Consider the following 15,532-nt stretch of genomic DNA (forward strand, 5'->3'; position numbering starts at 1 on the left):
AATCATCACATCATATCACATCACAGCCGCAGACTGACATGTCGCGGCTTTACCTTCGCTATCAACAGCCTTCCTTCATGAAAAAAGCCCTTGCCGATCACTCGACAAGGGCTCTTTCACTACTGCATTGCAATACTTAACTTACCGGCGCTTCATCCGGTCAATGATCACTGCGAGCAGCAGGATCGTGCCGCGAATCACGTACTGGTAGAAGGTATCGATGTTCTTCAGGTTCATCGCGTTCTCGATGATCGCCAGAATCAGCACCCCCGCGATCACGTGACGAATCATGCCGATGCCGCCGCTCAATGAAACCCCGCCCAGTACACAGGCCGAGATCACGGTCAGTTCAAAGCCCTGGCCAATCATCGGCTGGCCAGAAGTCATGCGTGAAGCCAGTACCACACCTGCCAGCGCCCCGATAAGGCCGTGCACAGCGAAGATGATGATCTTGGTGCGATCGACATGCACACCCGCCAGCAGTGCCGCTTCCTGGTTGCCACCGATGGCCATGGTGTTGCGCCCGTAGGTGGTGTAGTTGAGTAGCCAGCCGAAAAAGACGAAGCAGGCAATGGTGATCAGGATCGGCACCGGCACGCCGTACACCTGCCCATTGCCGAAGATGAAGAAGTCTTCGTTGGAAACGCCGACGGCCTTGCCGCTGGAGAAGATATACGCCAGGCCACGCACAATCTGCATGGTCGCCAGCGTCGCAATCAACGCATTGATGCGCAATTTGGCGATCACGATGCCGTTGATAAGGCCCACCACCAACCCCAGCGCCAGTGCGGCGGATACGCCCAGAAACACGCTGTCGGTGTCACGAATCACGATACTGGCGATGACCCCGGAACAGGCCAGTACCGAACCGATCGACAGGTCGAAATGGCCGGAAGCCAAGCAATACAGCATGGTGCAGGCGGCAATGCCGACAGTTGAAATCGCCAGGCCGAGACCGCGCATGTTGAGCGGCGACATGAAGTTGTCGATGAACACGGCGCACAGCAGGAAGATCCCTACAGCGGCCAGAAGCATCACCCAGTCATCGGCAAAACGACGCAGGTTCATGCCCTGACGGGGAGCCTGCAGGCTGGATTCGGTAGACATACGCACCTCTTTTTTATTGTTCATGGTCAGGGACCGACTGTCAGCCGCGCGTGCGTGGCAGAGCCAATTGCAGTAATCGCGACTCGTCAGCCTCGTCGCGGTTGAGTTCGCCGGTGATTGCGCCTTCGCTCATCACCAGAATTCGGTCGGAAATACCCATGACTTCCATCAGATCGCTGGACACCACAATCACGGCAATGCCATCAGCCGCCAGGTTATGAATGATCTCGTAGATTTCAGACTTGGCGCCGACGTCGATACCTCGGGTAGGCTCATCCAGCAACAGCACTTTCATCGGCATGGAAAGCCAGCGCCCAAGAATCGCCTTCTGCTGATTGCCGCCCGACAGGAACATGATCTGCTGCTCGGGAGACGGTGTCTTGACGTTCATCGACTTGATCTGGTTACGCGCGTTATCGCGCTCCCAGCGGCCCTGAATAAGGCAGCCAAAGTTCACATGCCGTGGCCGCGCGCCAATGTTGATGTTCTCCGCAACGCTGGACAGCGGCACGATGCCTTCCTTCTTGCGGTCCTCCGGGCAGAGCAGAATTCCGGCCTCGATGGCGTCGCGTGGAGATCTCAGCGTCAGCGGCTGGCCATCCAGTTGCAGACTGCCTGCTGTACTGCGCGTCAAGCCGGACAAGAGGCGAAACAACTCAGTGCGACCTGCGCCCACCAGACCGAAAAAGCCCAGCACCTCGCCTTTTTGCACAGCGAACGTCACCGGCTCATGCAGGCCAGGGCCCATCAACCCGGTAACACGCAGACTCGGACCCTGGTGCTGACGAGGGCGGTAGTTATAAATATTCTGAATGTCGCGACCGACCATGCAGGTCACCAGCCGGTCGTGGTCCAGGTCGGCCATTTGCTCGAAGGTTTTTACAAAGCGCCCGTCCTTGAACACCGTTACGGCATCACAGACGCGAAAAATCTCTTCCATACGGTGCGACACATAAAGAATCACCCTGCCTTCGTCCCGCAGCCGCGTGATGATCGCCATCAAACGGTCGATCTCGCGCGCCGACAAGCTGCTGGTAGGTTCATCGAACGCAATGACATGAGCGTTGCGCGACATGGCCTTGGCGATCTCCACCAACTGCCGCTGACCCAGCGACAGATCGCCCAGGCGCGTACGCGGGTCGATTTCGTCAGCCAGCCCCTTGAGCAATTCGCCGGCACGACGGTACATGGCGCCGCGATTGATCAGCCCAAAACGATTGGGCATGTGCCCAAGCAGCAGATTTTCAGCGACGGTCATTTCCGGCACCAGATGCAGCTCTTGGTGAATCACTGCAACCCCTGCCGAGATGCTGTCGGCAGTGGACTTGAATTGGTGGGTCTGATCGCCGATCTGCACGTTGCCGCTGTTGGGCTGGTACGACCCACCGAGAATTTTAAGCAACGTGGACTTGCCTGCGCCGTTCTCGCCCATCAGTGCATGGACGCTGCCGGGACGGGCCTCAAAGGTGATGTCCGACAGCGCCTTGACGGCCGGGAATACCTTGCCGATGCCATTGAAACGCAGGGCACCGCCTATGGGTTGAAGCTCGATAGCCTGTTGCATGAAACCAACCTCCTCGCACAGTTGAGGGGCCCGAAATCAGGCCCCTCGCTCAGATCACTTCCACAAACCGATTTTGGTCAGTTCAGCCTGAAAGTTTTCGCGAGTGATCAATGTCACGTCATCCATAGCGGTGTACTTGGGCGGCTCGACACCCTTGGTGACCCAGTTGAAGACGTACTCGGCAGTCCGGTAGCCTTCCTTGTCGGGGCTTGGCAGCATCGAACCGAAGAAGCCGCTTTCTTTCTTCTTCAGCTCATCAATGGCATCGGTGCCATTGATGCCGATCCCGATCACGTTTTTGGCGGAGAACCCTGCGCCCGAAGTGGCGCGTACGCCGCCCAGTACAGTGTTGTCGTTCATGCCACCGATGATGAGGTTCTTGGCTTCACGTGGCAGCTTTGGCAGAGCGGAGTTGGTGGCGTCCATTCCGCCTGGTACATCAAGAGTCTTTTGCGGAGAAAACAGAATGTGATCGGCTGGCAAACCGGCTTTTTTCAATGCATCCACCGAGCCGTCGGTGCGCTTCTTGCCGGTGTCCAGCTCGCTGTAGGTATTGATGATCGCGTAGGTGTTCTTCCACTCGCCCTCATCCCACTTGCGATTCTTGGCCTCGGTCGCCATGGCGGCGCCCTGCTTCTGGCCCACTTCGAAGGCTGCCATACCCAGATACGGCACATCCTCCATCGGCTTGCCGCTCGCATCGACAAAACGGTCGTCCACCGCCATGACCTTCATGCCATTGGCCTTGGCCTTGGCTACGATGGCAGGGCCTAGCGAAACATCAGGCGGGCAGATCACAAAACCCTTCACGCCGTTGGCAGCAAGGTTGTCGATCGCAGACAGGGTTTTCTCGCCGTCGGGAACGGCAATCTTGATGACCGTGAAGCCAAGCTCTTTCCCGGCTTTTTCGGCGAATTGCCACTCGGTCTGGAACCAGGGCTCTTCAGCCTGTTTGACCAGAAAGCCGATCTTGACTTCATCAGCAGCGGAAGTAATGCCACTCATGCCCAGAATGGCAGTGGTGACAGCGGCACAGCACAGGGAACGAATCCCGTGACGACTCAACATAGCTAACTCCTTATTTTTATTGAATAGCTACAGCGACCAGCAAGGTGGCGGTTGCAAACGCGGGGGCGTCTGAAACCGATTAAATAGTCATACCATATAATGAATGACCGCTATGTAACCGAATGTCACTTTGCCGCCACCGCCTTGATAGATGCGTCGACAGCATAAATTTCTTCAACCGGCAAAACGCTGACACAACGTCCCTTTCACGCTCACATCTGCCCTCAATACCGCGCCGTCGAACTGACCATGCGCATCGCCAGGCGCTGCGCCAGTGACGTACAGCGTCTGCAGATCAGGACCACCGAACACGCAACTGGTGGGGTGGCTGACAGGCAGCTCGACAACCCGATCAACACTTCCGTCGGGCGCGAAGCGAATAAGACAACCGCCGCCCCAGCGGGCGTTCCAGACATACCCCTCGGCGTCCATCGCCGAACCATCAGGCGAACCCTGGCTTTGCACACCAGCCCAGACCTGACGAGGCCCCAGCGTCCCGTCTGCCATGAGCGGGTATTGGTAGATGACGTCGTCAAGGGTGTCGGCGCTGTACAACACGCTGCCGTCGGCATTCCAGAGCAGGGTGTTGACGATGCCCTGCCCGTCCAGCAGACGTGTCACGGCTGCATCGGCATCGACGCGGAACAGGCCGCCCGAGCGACGAAACAACGGTATATCGCCGCCTTCCGCGTCGATATTGTTTTGCATACTGCCCATCCACAGCATCCCGCGCGCGTCACAACGGGCTTCGTTGGCACGGTTGCCGGGTGTGGGGTCCGCCACGCAAAACAATGACAGTGAGGTTTTTTCGGCGGTCAGATCCAGGCGATAGATACCGCTGGCCAGGGTCACCAGAGCATCGCCTTTTGCGGTCGGAATGAACGCAGAAACCGGTTCGGGCATGCGCCACTGACGGTATTGCCCGGCAGCCAGACGACAGGCCAGAAAGCCAGCGATGTCGACCCAATAAAGGGCTTGCTCCTGGGCATCCCAGAAGGAGCCTTCGGCAAGCTTGAAACGGTGCTCGGAAACGGGCAGCCAGTTCATGAAAAATGTCCTTTGTTATTGTTGTAAAGGCACTTTTTTAGCGTGTGTCGCGCTCAGGTGGTCACATCACGAGCTGCATTAGCCGAGCCATCGGGTTCATCCTTTTTTTCAGGATTCGGCTCATCTGGCTGAAATCATTGTCAGATCATCGGCTAAGGTTACTGACCAAGCCTCAGTGACGCCTGCACTACTAAATAGTATTACAATTTATTTTTCAAGCGGCATTTTATCGGCTATAACCCCATGCATCGAATGAAATTCGATCAAATAGTCTTACCAATAACAATAAAAGCGGGTAGATCAGATGAAAAAGCACGCTCTTCTCAGCACCTTTGGACTGTCTTTGATGATCAGCACCTTGACGGCACAGGCCGCACTCACTAGCGAACAAAGCAGTTTTGGACAAACGTCCGACGGCAGTGCCGTTGAAAAGTACACCTTGCGCAACAGCCACGGCATACAGGCCAGCATCATCACCTACGGCGCGACACTGCAATCGCTGCTGGTTCCCGATAAAGCTGGCAAGGTCGACGACATCGTGCTGGGCTTCGACGATGTGAAGGGCTACCAGGACAATGGCACCGTGTATTTCGGCGCAACCATCGGTCGCTTCGGTAACCGACTGGCGGGCGGCAAGTTCAGCCTCGATGGCAAGACCTACCAGGTGCCACTCAACGACAAGACAAACGCTCTGCACGGGGGCACCCAGGGGTTTGACAAAAGACTCTGGAAGGCAGAAGAAACCAAAACCGGTGACTCGGTCGGCGTCAAGCTGACCTACGTGTCACCGGATGGCGAGATGGGCTTCCCCGGTACATTGCGCACCGAAGTCACCTACAGCCTGAACGACAAGAATGAGCTGAAGATCGACTACCACGCTACCACCGACAAACCGACGGTGCTGAACCTGACCAACCACAGCTATTTCAATCTGGCGGGCGCAGGCAGTGGTGATGTTCTCAAGCAGGTCGCCACCCTTCACGCTTCGCATTACACGCCGGTCAACGACAAATTGATCCCTACCGGTGAACTGCCTGCCGTGGCCGGAACCCCGATGGACTTTCTCAAGCCCACTGCGTTTGGCAAGCACATCAAGGACGACCATCAGCAACTCAAGTACGCAGAACCCAAGCAAGGCGGCTTTGACTTCAACTGGGTGCTGGACACCAAAGGTGACGTGAAGAAACTGGCTGCCGAGGTGAGCGACCCGCAATCAGGCCGTAAATTGCAGCTGTTCACCACAGAACCCGGCGTGCAGCTGTACACCGGCAACTTCCTGGATGGCACTATTCGCGGCAAGGCGGGCAATATCTATCCGCACTGGGGGGCTTTCACGCTGGAGACCCAGCATTACCCTGACGCGCCCAATCAGCCGAAATTCCCCAGCACACGACTGGACCCGGGCAAAGCGTATACCCAGACTACCGTGTTCAAGTTTCTCGACAACTGAGGCTTGGCGTTGCGCAGCCCTTGAATGCCAAGGGCTGCGCGCACTGAGGTTTTACTGATTGCGTTTCATCGCAGTGGTAAGGGTGTCGACGTTGTAGCGAAACATCTTCGCGTAAGTCGGCGCAGGACCATCAGCAGGCGACAGGGCCTCGACGTACAGCTCACCACCAGGCTGAGCACCACTGGCTTCGGCGATCTGCTTGACCAGACGCGGGTCGCTGGAGTTTTCGAAGAAATAAGCGCTGACGTGTTCGGCCTTGATCTGGCGGATCAGTTTCGATACATCCGCTGCCGATGCCTCGGACTCGGTTGACAGGCCCAGCGGCGACAGGAACTTCACGCCGTAGGCATCACCAAAGTAACCGAACGCATCATGCGAAGTGAGAATTTTGCGCTTGGCCGCCGGAACCAACTGGATCTGGTCGCGGGCATAGGTATCGAGTTGCTGCAGTTCGACGATGTAGCGATCACCATTAGCCTGATAGACGCTCGCCCCTTCCGGATCGGCTTTTTTCAACGCGGCAACAATGTTGCGAACATAAATCACCCCATTGGCTGCACTGTTCCACGCGTGCGGGTCGACGATGCTCTTGCCGTCTTCATCCATGCTGCGGGTCTTGATACCCTGGGACAGCACGACGGGCTGCCCTTTATAGCCCGACGCCTTGATCAACCGGTCCATCCAGCCTTCCAGATGCAGACCACTGACAAACGCCAGATCAGCGTTTTTCAACGCTTGCGCGTCGCTTGGCGTTGGCTCGTAGACGTGCGGATCGCCATTCGGGCCGATCAGGGATTTGACGTGTACGCGATCACCACCGACGGTACTGACCATATCGGCAATAACCGTGAACGACGCCACCGCCTCAAGCGGCTTGGCCTGAGCCAGGCTGGCGAATGCCGACAGCGCCAGTGCAGCCATAGAACTCAATAACATCAATCGTTTCATGACATACCTTTTCAATGAGCCAGGTGAGGTTTGGGAAACAGTCGACGTACGATGCCCGTGCGCCCGAATAACAGGGACACGCCATAGAACGCACTCGCGGTGAGGACGATGGCCGGCCCGGAGGCGACGCCAACGTGGTAGGAAACGATCAGCCCGATCAGGCCGGACAATGTGGCCAGCAGTGTCGAAATCACCATCAGGCCGCTCAGCGAGTTGGTCCAGAAGCGGGCAGCGGTCGCGGGCAGCATCATCATGCCCACTGCCATCAAGGTGCCCAGCGCCTGAAAGCCTGCCACCAGATTCAGCACCACCAGCAGCAGAAACAGCACGTGATATAACGATCCGCGCCCACCTACAGCGCGCAGAAACCCCGGATCGAAACACTCCAGAACCAGCGGACGATAGATCACGGCCAACAGCACCAGCGTGAAAGAGGCAATGCTGCCGACCATGTAGATGGCAGTGTCATCAATGGCCAGAATGGTGCCGAACAGCACATGCAACAGATCGACGCTGGAACCATGCAGCGAGACGATCAGCACGCCGGCAGCCAGCGAGGTCAGATAGAAACTGGCAAAGCTGGCGTCCTCACGAAGCGAGGTCAGTCGGCTGACCAGCCCCGACAGCAAGGCAACTGCCAGCCCGGCGATCAACCCGCCAAAGCCCATGGCAGGTAACGACAGCCCGGCGACCATGAAGCCTACCGCAGCCCCCGGCAGGACAGCGTGACTCATGGCATCGCCCACCAGGCTCATGCGCCGCAGCATCAACAGCACGCCTACCGGGCCGGAGCCTATCCCCAGGGCCAGACACGCCACCAGCGCACGACGCATGAAGCCGAACTCGATAAACGGTTCGACGACCAGGCTATAAAGCATCATGAATGCTCTTCCTCGGCATCACACAGCATTGCGTCCGGGCTCCAGTACTCCGCCATGTTGCGCGCCTTGCGCAGGTTGGCAACGCTGAGCACATCGGCGGTTTCGCCCCACGCAATGGCTTCACGGGCCATCAACAAGGTCTGCGGAAAGTGCTGACGCACCTGATCGATGTCGTGCAGCACAGCGATCACTGTGCGCCCCTGCCCATGCCAGACGCGTACTAGCTCCAGCAGATCGCGGGTGGTACGTGCGTCGATGGCAGTAAATGGCTCGTCGAGCAGGATCACCGATGCGTCCTGCAGCAACAGCCGAGCAAACAGCACGCGCTGGAACTGTCCCGACGACAGCGAGCCGACGCTGCGCTTTTCAAAACCTTCCAGCCCGACAGTGCGCAGCGCATCCTGGGTCAGCGTGGCGTGATGGCGCGTGAGCCCGCGGAACGGGCCGACGCTGTGCCACGCACCCATCGCCACCGTGTCGGCAACACTCAACGGGAAACTCCGGTCGATTTCAGCCGCCTGAGGCAGATAGCCGATAGTGCGTGTAGCCAGGCGCCCCCGGTCGACATGCCCCTGGGCGGGTTTCATGGTCCCGGCAATGGCCTTGATCAGGGTTGATTTACCCGCGCCGTTAGGCCCGACGATAGCGGTAAGACTGCCTGCCTCGAAGCGTCCGCTGATGTGATGCACAGCAGGACGACGCTCGTACGCCACAGTCAGATTTTCCAGCGCAATCGCGGCACTCACGGAATGGCCACCGACCAGCCGATTGCCAGCCATAGCAGCGTCAGTATCGCCAGCGAAAACAGAACACGCTTCCAGGCGGATAGCGCCAGAGCAGAACCTGCGATTGAAGGAGAAGAAGAGGATTTCACGCGCGGGCAACCTGCAATTATTTGTTACAGTATTACATACCAGATTCAAACATCGTTATAAAATAACATTTAAGTTCGCATTCGCCTCTTCGCCTTATCGGCCCTGCATGGATCGACCTTCGGTCTGATCCGGGTATCGACGCTTGAGTCTGCATCGGCAACTCTATACTGTACATACAAACAGTTAAGGGGCATGCCATGCAGCTCATCGACAAGCTCAGCATTCTGGCGGACGCCGCCAAGTACGATGCGTCGTGCGCCAGCAGCGGAGCGCCCAAACGCAGTTCCCAGGACAAGAGCGGGCTCGGCTCTACCAACGGCATGGGTATCTGTCACAGCTATACGCCGGATGGGCGCTGCGTGTCGCTGCTGAAAATCCTCCTGACCAACTTCTGCCTGTACGACTGCCAGTATTGCGTCAACAGGCGCTCCAGCGACGTTCCTCGCGCGCGCTTCACGCCTGAGGAAGTGGTCACCCTGACGCTCGACTTCTACCGTCGCAATTGCGTAAGCGGGCTGTTCCTGAGCTCCGGAATCATTCGCTCGGCTGACTACACCATGGAGCAACTGGTCGAAGTAGCTCGGTTGTTGCGGGAAGTGCACGAATTTCGCGGCTACATTCACCTCAAGACCATCCCTGACGCCGACCCCGCGCTGATTGAAAAAGCCGGTCGCTATGCAGATCGTCTGAGCGTGAATATCGAACTGCCCACCGACCTCAGCCTGCAGACCTTGGCGCCGGAAAAAGACGTGGCCTCCATTAAAAAGGCCATGCAGACCATTTACACCGGCGAACAGACGGTGCGCAATGAACCGCGCGCTCCGCGCTTTGCACCTGCCGGGCAAAGCACCCAGATGATCGTCGGCGCCGATGCCACCGACGACAGCACCATCCTGCACAGTACCCAGTCGCTGTACAGCAACTTCAAACTGCGCCGGGTCTATTATTCGGCGTTCAGCCCGATCCCCAACAGTCCCGACAGCGTGCCGCTGGCCGCGCCACCGTTGATGCGCGAACACCGGCTGTATCAGGCTGACTTCCTGTTGCGCGGGTATGGTTTTACCGCTGGCGAACTGCTGAATGGGCCGGGCGATCTTGCTCTGGACATCGACCCCAAGCTGGCGTGGGCGCTGGGCAATCGCCAGGTGTTCCCACTGGACCTGAACAAGGCCGACCCGGCATTGATCGCCAGGGTGCCGGGCATAGGCATCCGGACTACCCAGCGACTCGTCGAACTGCGCAGGCAGCGGCGCATTCGCTACGAAGACCTGACCCGCATGCGCTGCGTGCTGGCCAAGGCCAAGCCCTTCATCATCACCAGCGACTATCATCCGCCGCAGGCTGAGACCACCAGTGAATTCCTGCACCATCAGTTGCGGGACCGGCCGCAGCCTCAGCAAATGGGGCTCTGGGGATGATTTGCCTTGATTGCGACGATCTTTTCGACACGTGGCGGCTGCAGGCGCGCTGGTTACTGAGCCATCAGATAGACCCCAGCCAGGTCAGTTGGAAATCACCCGACGCTACAGATTTGTTCGGCAGCGAAGAAGAATACCCCAAGGAGTCCGGCCCGTTTCAGGCCCGTGTTCCGCTGGAATTGCTGCAGTTGCTGGAGAGCACCTCACGCTATCGCGGCGAGCAGCGCTGGAGCCTGCTGTACGAAGTGCTGTGGCGTGTTACCCACGGCGACCGCACCGCCATGATGGCTGGCGACAGGCTGGGCAGTGAATTGCATCGCAGGCTCAAGTCGGTGCGCCGCGAGGCCCATCACCTGCATGCCTTTCTGCGCTTCGTAGCGTTACCGCCTACCGACAATGACGCTGCGCTCATGCGCCCGCAATACGTGGCCTGGCATGAACCGGCTCATGACATTCTGCTCAGTGCCAGCGAACACTTCATCGGCCGCATGGGCCAGCATCGCTGGATGATTGCCACTCCGCAAGATGGTGTGTACTACGACGGCAAGCAGTTGATCCACGAACGTCGTTGCCCGCAAGCGTGGCAAACCATGGCCCGGCACGTCGAAGATCCGCACGGCGAGTTGTGGCTCACGTACTACAGCCATATCTTCAACCCTGCGCGCCTGAACCCCAAGGTCATGGAGGGTCATTTCCCTTCGCGTTTCTGGAAAAACCTGCCTGAAGGCCCTTTGATTCCGGCGCTGATCACCCAAGCGCGGACCGGCAAGCAACGCGACGGTCAGGCCAGCGATATTGCCGCCCGGCGTGGCAAGAAGATTGCAATCAAGGAATGAATGCCTTGCCGCAGTGGCCCTCGGCACCAAATCCCAAGACTGTCTAGCCTGGAGCAACGCCCGGCACGCTTACAGTGAAACCTGCCCTTCGATACAGGTTACGGTCGAACCGCCCACCCAGATATCGTCACCAACACGCTGGACAGATACGCGGCCCTTGCGACCGAGCGCGGTACCCTGGCTGGCTGTATAGCTGTCAGGTGCCAGCCCCTCGTCCAGAAACCAGCGAGCGAGTCCGGCATTGAGGCTGCCAGTCACAGGGTCTTCGGCCATGCCGTCGCCCGGAATAAAAGCGCGAACTTCGAACTGTGCCTCGTCCCCGTCCACTGCGGTGTCCCAAGGCGCGATAACGCCGAGCTTCAATCCTTTCAATAGCGTGTAGTCCGGTTGTAGTGCCAGTACGCTGGCACGATCTGCCAACCTGAACGCGACCCAACCGGGGCCGTTATCTACCCAGCGAGCATCCAGAATCTCCCCCGGACCAAGCTTCATGCCAAGGCGAATCTGCTCGATAAGCCCGGCGTCTACTGCGCCGTAACGCAGCAAAGGCGGCGCTGTAAATGCCAACCCGCTGCCCTCGCGTCGAATGCGCACCAGGCCAATCCCGCATTCCTGGATGATCTCCTTGCCACGCGCCACGCCACCGCCTTCGAGCCACGCGTGACAACTGCCCAGCGTGGGGTGACCTGCAAACGGAAGCTCTCGAAGGGTCGTGAAGATGCGCGCGCGATAGTCAGCACGCGGGTCAGTCGGTTTGAGCAAAAACGTAGTCTCACTCAGGTTGGTCCAGCGGGCAAACGCAGCCATCTGGTCGTCGCTCAGCCCGTCAGCCCCCAACACCACCGCCAGGGGGTTACCAAGCAAAGGCTGGTCGCTGAACACATCCAGTTGTTTGAAATGAAACGAGCGCATCGAAGCTTCCTTGGCAAGGCGATAAAGGTTAAAGGTTGCCACGAGTGCCGGGCGCTGGACAATGGCCCTTTGAACCAACGCTTCCCAGAGTGCGCCTGCCTGCTAATCTCGCAGGAACAGAGCCCGGATAATATTGCTCATTCGAGGTTTCAAGATGCTCGACAGTACAACCCGCAGTCAGCTTGAAACGCTTTGCGAGGCGATGACCGACAAGGCGTTTCTGGTCGTTACCGGCGCTGGCATCAGCACCGCATCCGGCATCCCGGATTACCGCGACAAGGATGGCGTACGCCGTGGCAAGCAACCCATGATGTATCAGGAATTCGTCGGCAACCCTGCTGCGCGCCAACGTTACTGGGCACGAGCGATGCTTGGCTGGCCGCGTATCCGCGCGGCACAGCCCAACGCGGCGCATCAGGCGCTGGCTGCACTGCAGGCTGCTAATGTCGTCAACAGCCTGATCACTCAGAATGTCGATGCCTTGCATACTCAGGCCGGGAGTCAGGACGTCATCGAACTGCACGGCAGCCTGCACCGCGTGCTGTGTCTGGATTGTCAGCAACGGATGGACCGGGCGGCGATTCAGGAGCAGTTATTGCTGCAGAATCCGTATCTGTCCGGCGTCCATGCGACACAGGCCCCGGACGGCGATACGCTGCTGGACCCTGCCTTCGAGGCCGGTTTCACAGTACCCGCCTGTATGTACTGCCAAGGCGAGCGGCTCAAGCCGGACGTGGTGTTCTTTGGCGAAAACGTCGCTCCACAAACCGCTGCCAGTGCAACATCGAGCGTGGAGCAGGCTGACGGGTTGCTGGTCGTGGGCAGCTCACTGATGGCCTGGTCGGCTTTCCGGCTGTGCAAAGCCATGGTCGAACAAGGTAAACCGGTCATTGCCATCAACCACGGCAAGACCCGCGCAGATGAACTGCTGCACATGAAAATCGAAGCATCCTGCGAGCAGGTCTTGCCGTGGCTCGCCGATCAACTGATCAATCGACAGGCTCTGTAGGAAAAGCCGACGAGCACAGTCATTGCAAGTCTAGAGCCTAGAAAAGCCCCAACTGCCCGCCGACGAGTGTACTGAAATCGTCGTCCACGAACGGCAGAATAGCGTCGGCCAGCGGTTGCAACTGGCGCGTCACGTAATGATCGTAATCGATGGGGGCATGACGAATTTCCAGCGGTTCCGGGCCGGCTACGGTCATCACATAGCTGATCCAGCCGCCGCTTTGATACTGCCGCGGTCGCCCCTGCTGGTCGTTGTATTCGTCAGCCAGACGCGCGGCGCGCACATGCGGTGGCACGTTGCGCTGGTAATCGTCGAGCTTGCGGCGCAGTCGCTTGCGGTAGATCAGCAGATCATCCAGCTCGCCTGACAGCGTACGTTGCACGTAATCGCGCACGTAGTCCTGATACGGCTGACGCTTGAAAATACGCAGATACAATTCCTGCTGAAACTGCTGAGCGAGTGGCGACCAGTCGGTTCTCACCGTTTCCAGGCCCTTGTAGACCATTTCCTCGGAGCCGTCGGCGCGAGAGACCAGCCCCGCATAACGCTTCTTGCTACCCTCCTCCGCGCCGCGCACCGTCGGCATCAGAAAGCGTCGAAAATGCGTTTCGTATTGCAGTTCCAGAGCACTGTGCAAGCCATATTCTTTCTGCAAATGCTCGCGCCACCACTGGTTGACCTCCAGCACCAACGCTTTGCCGATGCTTGCCGCCTCTTGCTGCCCATGCGGGCGGCCCAGCCAGACGAATGTCGAGTCGGTATCACCGTAAATCACGGTGTAGCCTTGGGCCTGGATGAGGTCGCGGGTCTTGAGCATGATTTCATGCCCGCGCAAAGTAATCGACGAGGCCAGGCGCGGATCGAAAAACCGGCAGCCGCTTGATCCCAACACGCCGTAAAAGGCATTCATGATGATTTTAAGGGCCTGGGACAGTGGCGCGTTCTGCTCACGCTTGGCAGCCTCGCGCCCCTGCCACACACGCTCCACGATGGCAGGCAGGCTGTGCCTGGTGCGTGAAAAGCGCGCACCGCGAAAACCCGGCACAGACGCACTGTCGTCAGGGTGACGCATGCCCTCGATGAGCCCCACCGGGTCAATCAGAAAGGTCCGAATGATCGACGGATAGAGGCTTTTGTAATCCAGTACCAGCACCGACTCATAAAGACCCGGCTGCGAATCCATGACGAACCCGCCAGGACTGGCTTCGGGCAATCGCTCGCCCAGATTGGGCGCGACAAAGCCCTGGCGATGCATCAGCGGAATATACAAATGGCAGAACGCGGCGACCGAGCCACCGCTGCGGTCCGCAGGCAGACCAGTCACCGTGGCACGCTCGAGCAAAAAGGTCAGCAGTTGAGTCTTGGCGAAGATACGCGTAACCAGCTCGCAGTCCTTGATGTTGTAGCGCGCCAGTGCCGGTTTATCCTCGGCAAACATGCGGTTGATTTCATCCATGCGCTGGTAAGGCGTGTCAATGGCCTTGCCCTCACCCAGCAATGTCTGCGCGACGAACTCAAGACTGAACGACGGAAAGCTCCAGGTTGCCGAACGCAGTGCCTCGATGCCGTCAATGATCAGCCGCCCGCTGACTTCAGCAAAAAAGTGGTTGTTGCGACTGCCGTGCTCGCGCCAGCCCATTGCCTCCCCGCCACGTCCGAGGCGCAGCGGCACCTGCAGACGCTGCGCATGTTCGTGCAGGACCCGCAGATCGAACTGCACCACATTCCAGCCAATGATCGCGTCAGGGTCGTGCAACGCCAGCCAGTCGTTCAGACGCTCCAGCAACTGTGCTCGGGTATCGCAATAGTCGAGCTGAAAGTCCAGCTGCTCATCGCCGCCATTCGGCGGGCCGAGCATGTAGACCTGACGCTGACCGCAGCCCTCGAGGGCGATTGAATACAGCTCACCCCGCGCCGTGGTTTCGATGTCCAGAGACGCCAGTTTGAGCTGTGGCCGGTAATCCGGGGCAGGCCTGATCTGCGCATCGCACAACACGCCATCGGCATTCGGTGTGCCGCCAAACTGTACGGGAGCAGTGATGAAGCGCTCCATCAAATAGCGCTCGGGCGGGCGGATGTCGGCTTCATAGACATCCACATTGCCCCTGCGCAACAACTTTTCGATGTTCATCAGTTGACGGTGCTGCTGGCAGTACACACCCAGTACCGGACGATGGCGAAAATCACAGAGTTCCAGCGGACGCAACTCCACGCCACGTTCGCTACGTAACAATGAGCGGACGCGCTCGCTCTGTTCAGCAGGAATGAACGCCACAGATGGCTGGCAAGGCAGACGAATGTGGCGCGGCCCTTGGTCAGTGGCCAGCCAGAAGTCGACCTCGGTCCCGGCGGGCGTGTCTTGCCAGTGCCGACTGAGGATAAAGCCCTGCTGTAAATCCAACGCTGCAACCTCGACT

The 15,532-nt window shown here is 58.6% G+C and carries 14 protein-coding genes; 4 read left to right on the forward strand and 10 right to left on the reverse strand.

Annotated features, from left to right (window positions below):
- Positions 1 to 141: 141 nt before the first annotated feature.
- The 4 genes from araH to ALO43_RS00415 all read right to left on the reverse strand — a co-directional run bounded on the left by araH (position 142) and on the right by ALO43_RS00415 (position 4,786).
- Positions 142 to 1,107 (reverse strand): L-arabinose ABC transporter permease AraH, encoded by a 966-nt coding sequence (araH, locus tag ALO43_RS00400; protein WP_005893093.1) that lies wholly within the window; start codon positions 1,105 to 1,107, stop codon positions 142 to 144.
- A gap of 40 nt (positions 1,108 to 1,147) precedes the next feature.
- Positions 1,148 to 2,671, reverse strand: a complete 1,524-nt coding sequence (gene araG / locus ALO43_RS00405) for an L-arabinose ABC transporter ATP-binding protein AraG (protein ID WP_024689979.1) — start codon at positions 2,669 to 2,671, stop codon at positions 1,148 to 1,150.
- A 54-nt stretch (positions 2,672 to 2,725) separates the two neighbouring features.
- Entirely contained in the window at positions 2,726 to 3,739 is a 1,014-nt protein-coding gene (locus ALO43_RS00410) for a substrate-binding domain-containing protein (protein ID WP_005893096.1), read from the reverse strand.
- A gap of 174 nt (positions 3,740 to 3,913) precedes the next feature.
- The gene (locus ALO43_RS00415) at positions 3,914 to 4,786 is read right to left on the reverse strand and encodes an SMP-30/gluconolactonase/LRE family protein (RefSeq protein ID WP_054996959.1); all 873 of its coding nucleotides are present in this window, start codon (positions 4,784 to 4,786) and stop codon (positions 3,914 to 3,916) included.
- A 304-nt stretch (positions 4,787 to 5,090) separates the two neighbouring features.
- Between ALO43_RS00415 and ALO43_RS00420 the strand changes: the two genes are divergently transcribed.
- A complete protein-coding gene (locus tag ALO43_RS00420; RefSeq protein ID WP_053932530.1) occupies positions 5,091 to 6,236 on the forward strand; it encodes an aldose epimerase family protein in 1,146 nt (381 codons plus the stop codon).
- A 51-nt stretch (positions 6,237 to 6,287) separates the two neighbouring features.
- Here the strand turns inward: ALO43_RS00420 and ALO43_RS00425 are convergent, their stop codons facing one another.
- Genes ALO43_RS00425 through ALO43_RS31740 form a run of 4 tightly spaced genes read right to left on the reverse strand, consistent with a single transcriptional unit; the run spans position 6,288 to position 8,939 of the window.
- Complete coding sequence (locus ALO43_RS00425) at positions 6,288 to 7,184, reverse strand: metal ABC transporter substrate-binding protein (RefSeq protein ID WP_024670137.1); 897 nt, start codon at positions 7,182 to 7,184, stop codon at positions 6,288 to 6,290.
- 11 nt (positions 7,185 to 7,195) lie between these two features.
- Positions 7,196 to 8,065 carry a metal ABC transporter permease gene (locus ALO43_RS00430; protein ID WP_005893102.1) on the reverse strand — a complete coding sequence of 290 codons (870 nt, stop codon included), beginning with the start codon at positions 8,063 to 8,065 and terminating at the stop codon, positions 7,196 to 7,198.
- Complete coding sequence (aztA, locus tag ALO43_RS00435) at positions 8,062 to 8,844, reverse strand: zinc ABC transporter ATP-binding protein AztA (protein WP_032618865.1); 783 nt, start codon at positions 8,842 to 8,844, stop codon at positions 8,062 to 8,064. Before aztA ends, ALO43_RS00430 begins: the two co-directional genes overlap by 4 nt.
- Positions 8,808 to 8,939: a hypothetical protein gene (locus ALO43_RS31740; RefSeq protein ID WP_255870635.1), complete on the reverse strand. Its 132-nt coding sequence runs from the start codon at positions 8,937 to 8,939 to the stop codon at positions 8,808 to 8,810. Before ALO43_RS31740 ends, aztA begins: the two co-directional genes overlap by 37 nt.
- A 198-nt stretch (positions 8,940 to 9,137) precedes the next feature.
- Between ALO43_RS31740 and ALO43_RS00440 the strand changes: the two genes are divergently transcribed.
- The gene (locus ALO43_RS00440) at positions 9,138 to 10,358 is read left to right on the forward strand and encodes a putative DNA modification/repair radical SAM protein (RefSeq protein WP_054996960.1); all 1,221 of its coding nucleotides are present in this window, start codon (positions 9,138 to 9,140) and stop codon (positions 10,356 to 10,358) included.
- Entirely contained in the window at positions 10,355 to 11,194 is an 840-nt protein-coding gene (locus ALO43_RS00445; RefSeq protein ID WP_005893107.1) for a TIGR03915 family putative DNA repair protein, read from the forward strand. The genes ALO43_RS00440 and ALO43_RS00445 overlap by 4 nt, the downstream gene beginning before the upstream one ends.
- 69 nt (positions 11,195 to 11,263) lie before the next feature.
- Here the strand turns inward: ALO43_RS00445 and ALO43_RS00450 are convergent, their stop codons facing one another.
- Complete coding sequence (locus ALO43_RS00450) at positions 11,264 to 12,106, reverse strand: PhzF family phenazine biosynthesis protein (protein WP_005893108.1); 843 nt, start codon at positions 12,104 to 12,106, stop codon at positions 11,264 to 11,266.
- Positions 12,107 to 12,260: 154 nt separating this feature from the next.
- Between ALO43_RS00450 and ALO43_RS00455 the strand changes: the two genes are divergently transcribed.
- A complete protein-coding gene (locus ALO43_RS00455) occupies positions 12,261 to 13,115 on the forward strand; it encodes an NAD-dependent protein deacetylase (RefSeq protein WP_053480057.1) in 855 nt (284 codons plus the stop codon).
- Positions 13,116 to 13,152: 37 nt separating this feature from the next.
- Here the strand turns inward: ALO43_RS00455 and ALO43_RS00460 are convergent, their stop codons facing one another.
- Positions 13,153 to 15,516 carry a DNA polymerase II gene (locus ALO43_RS00460; protein WP_053479967.1) on the reverse strand — a complete coding sequence of 788 codons (2,364 nt, stop codon included), beginning with the start codon at positions 15,514 to 15,516 and terminating at the stop codon, positions 13,153 to 13,155.
- Between the last annotated feature and the right edge of the window lie 16 nt (positions 15,517 to 15,532).

This window comes from Pseudomonas tremae (assembly GCF_001401155.1).
GTDB lineage: Bacteria > Pseudomonadota > Gammaproteobacteria > Pseudomonadales > Pseudomonadaceae > Aquipseudomonas > Aquipseudomonas tremae.

What these genes read in the sequence shown, in the direction of transcription:
- ALO43_RS00430 (WP_005893102.1), bottom strand. Translation starts at nt 8,065, where the DNA reads ATGATGCTTTATAGCCTGGTCGTCGAACCGTTTATCGAGTTCGGCTTC.
- ALO43_RS00445 (WP_005893107.1), top strand. Translation starts at nt 10,355, where the DNA reads ATGATTTGCCTTGATTGCGACGATCTTTTCGACACGTGGCGGCTGCAG.
- ALO43_RS00415 (WP_054996959.1), bottom strand. Translation starts at nt 4,786, where the DNA reads ATGAACTGGCTGCCCGTTTCCGAGCACCGTTTCAAGCTTGCCGAAGGC.
- araG (WP_024689979.1), bottom strand. Translation starts at nt 2,671, where the DNA reads ATGCAACAGGCTATCGAGCTTCAACCCATAGGCGGTGCCCTGCGTTTC.
- ALO43_RS00450 (WP_005893108.1), bottom strand. Translation starts at nt 12,106, where the DNA reads ATGCGCTCGTTTCATTTCAAACAACTGGATGTGTTCAGCGACCAGCCT.
- ALO43_RS00420 (WP_053932530.1), top strand. Translation starts at nt 5,091, where the DNA reads ATGAAAAAGCACGCTCTTCTCAGCACCTTTGGACTGTCTTTGATGATC.
- ALO43_RS00455 (WP_053480057.1), top strand. Translation starts at nt 12,261, where the DNA reads ATGCTCGACAGTACAACCCGCAGTCAGCTTGAAACGCTTTGCGAGGCG.
- ALO43_RS00440 (WP_054996960.1), top strand. Translation starts at nt 9,138, where the DNA reads ATGCAGCTCATCGACAAGCTCAGCATTCTGGCGGACGCCGCCAAGTAC.
- ALO43_RS00425 (WP_024670137.1), bottom strand. Translation starts at nt 7,184, where the DNA reads ATGAAACGATTGATGTTATTGAGTTCTATGGCTGCACTGGCGCTGTCG.
- ALO43_RS00410 (WP_005893096.1), bottom strand. Translation starts at nt 3,739, where the DNA reads ATGTTGAGTCGTCACGGGATTCGTTCCCTGTGCTGTGCCGCTGTCACC.
- aztA (WP_032618865.1), bottom strand. Translation starts at nt 8,844, where the DNA reads ATGGCTGGCAATCGGCTGGTCGGTGGCCATTCCGTGAGTGCCGCGATT.
- araH (WP_005893093.1), bottom strand. Translation starts at nt 1,107, where the DNA reads ATGTCTACCGAATCCAGCCTGCAGGCTCCCCGTCAGGGCATGAACCTG.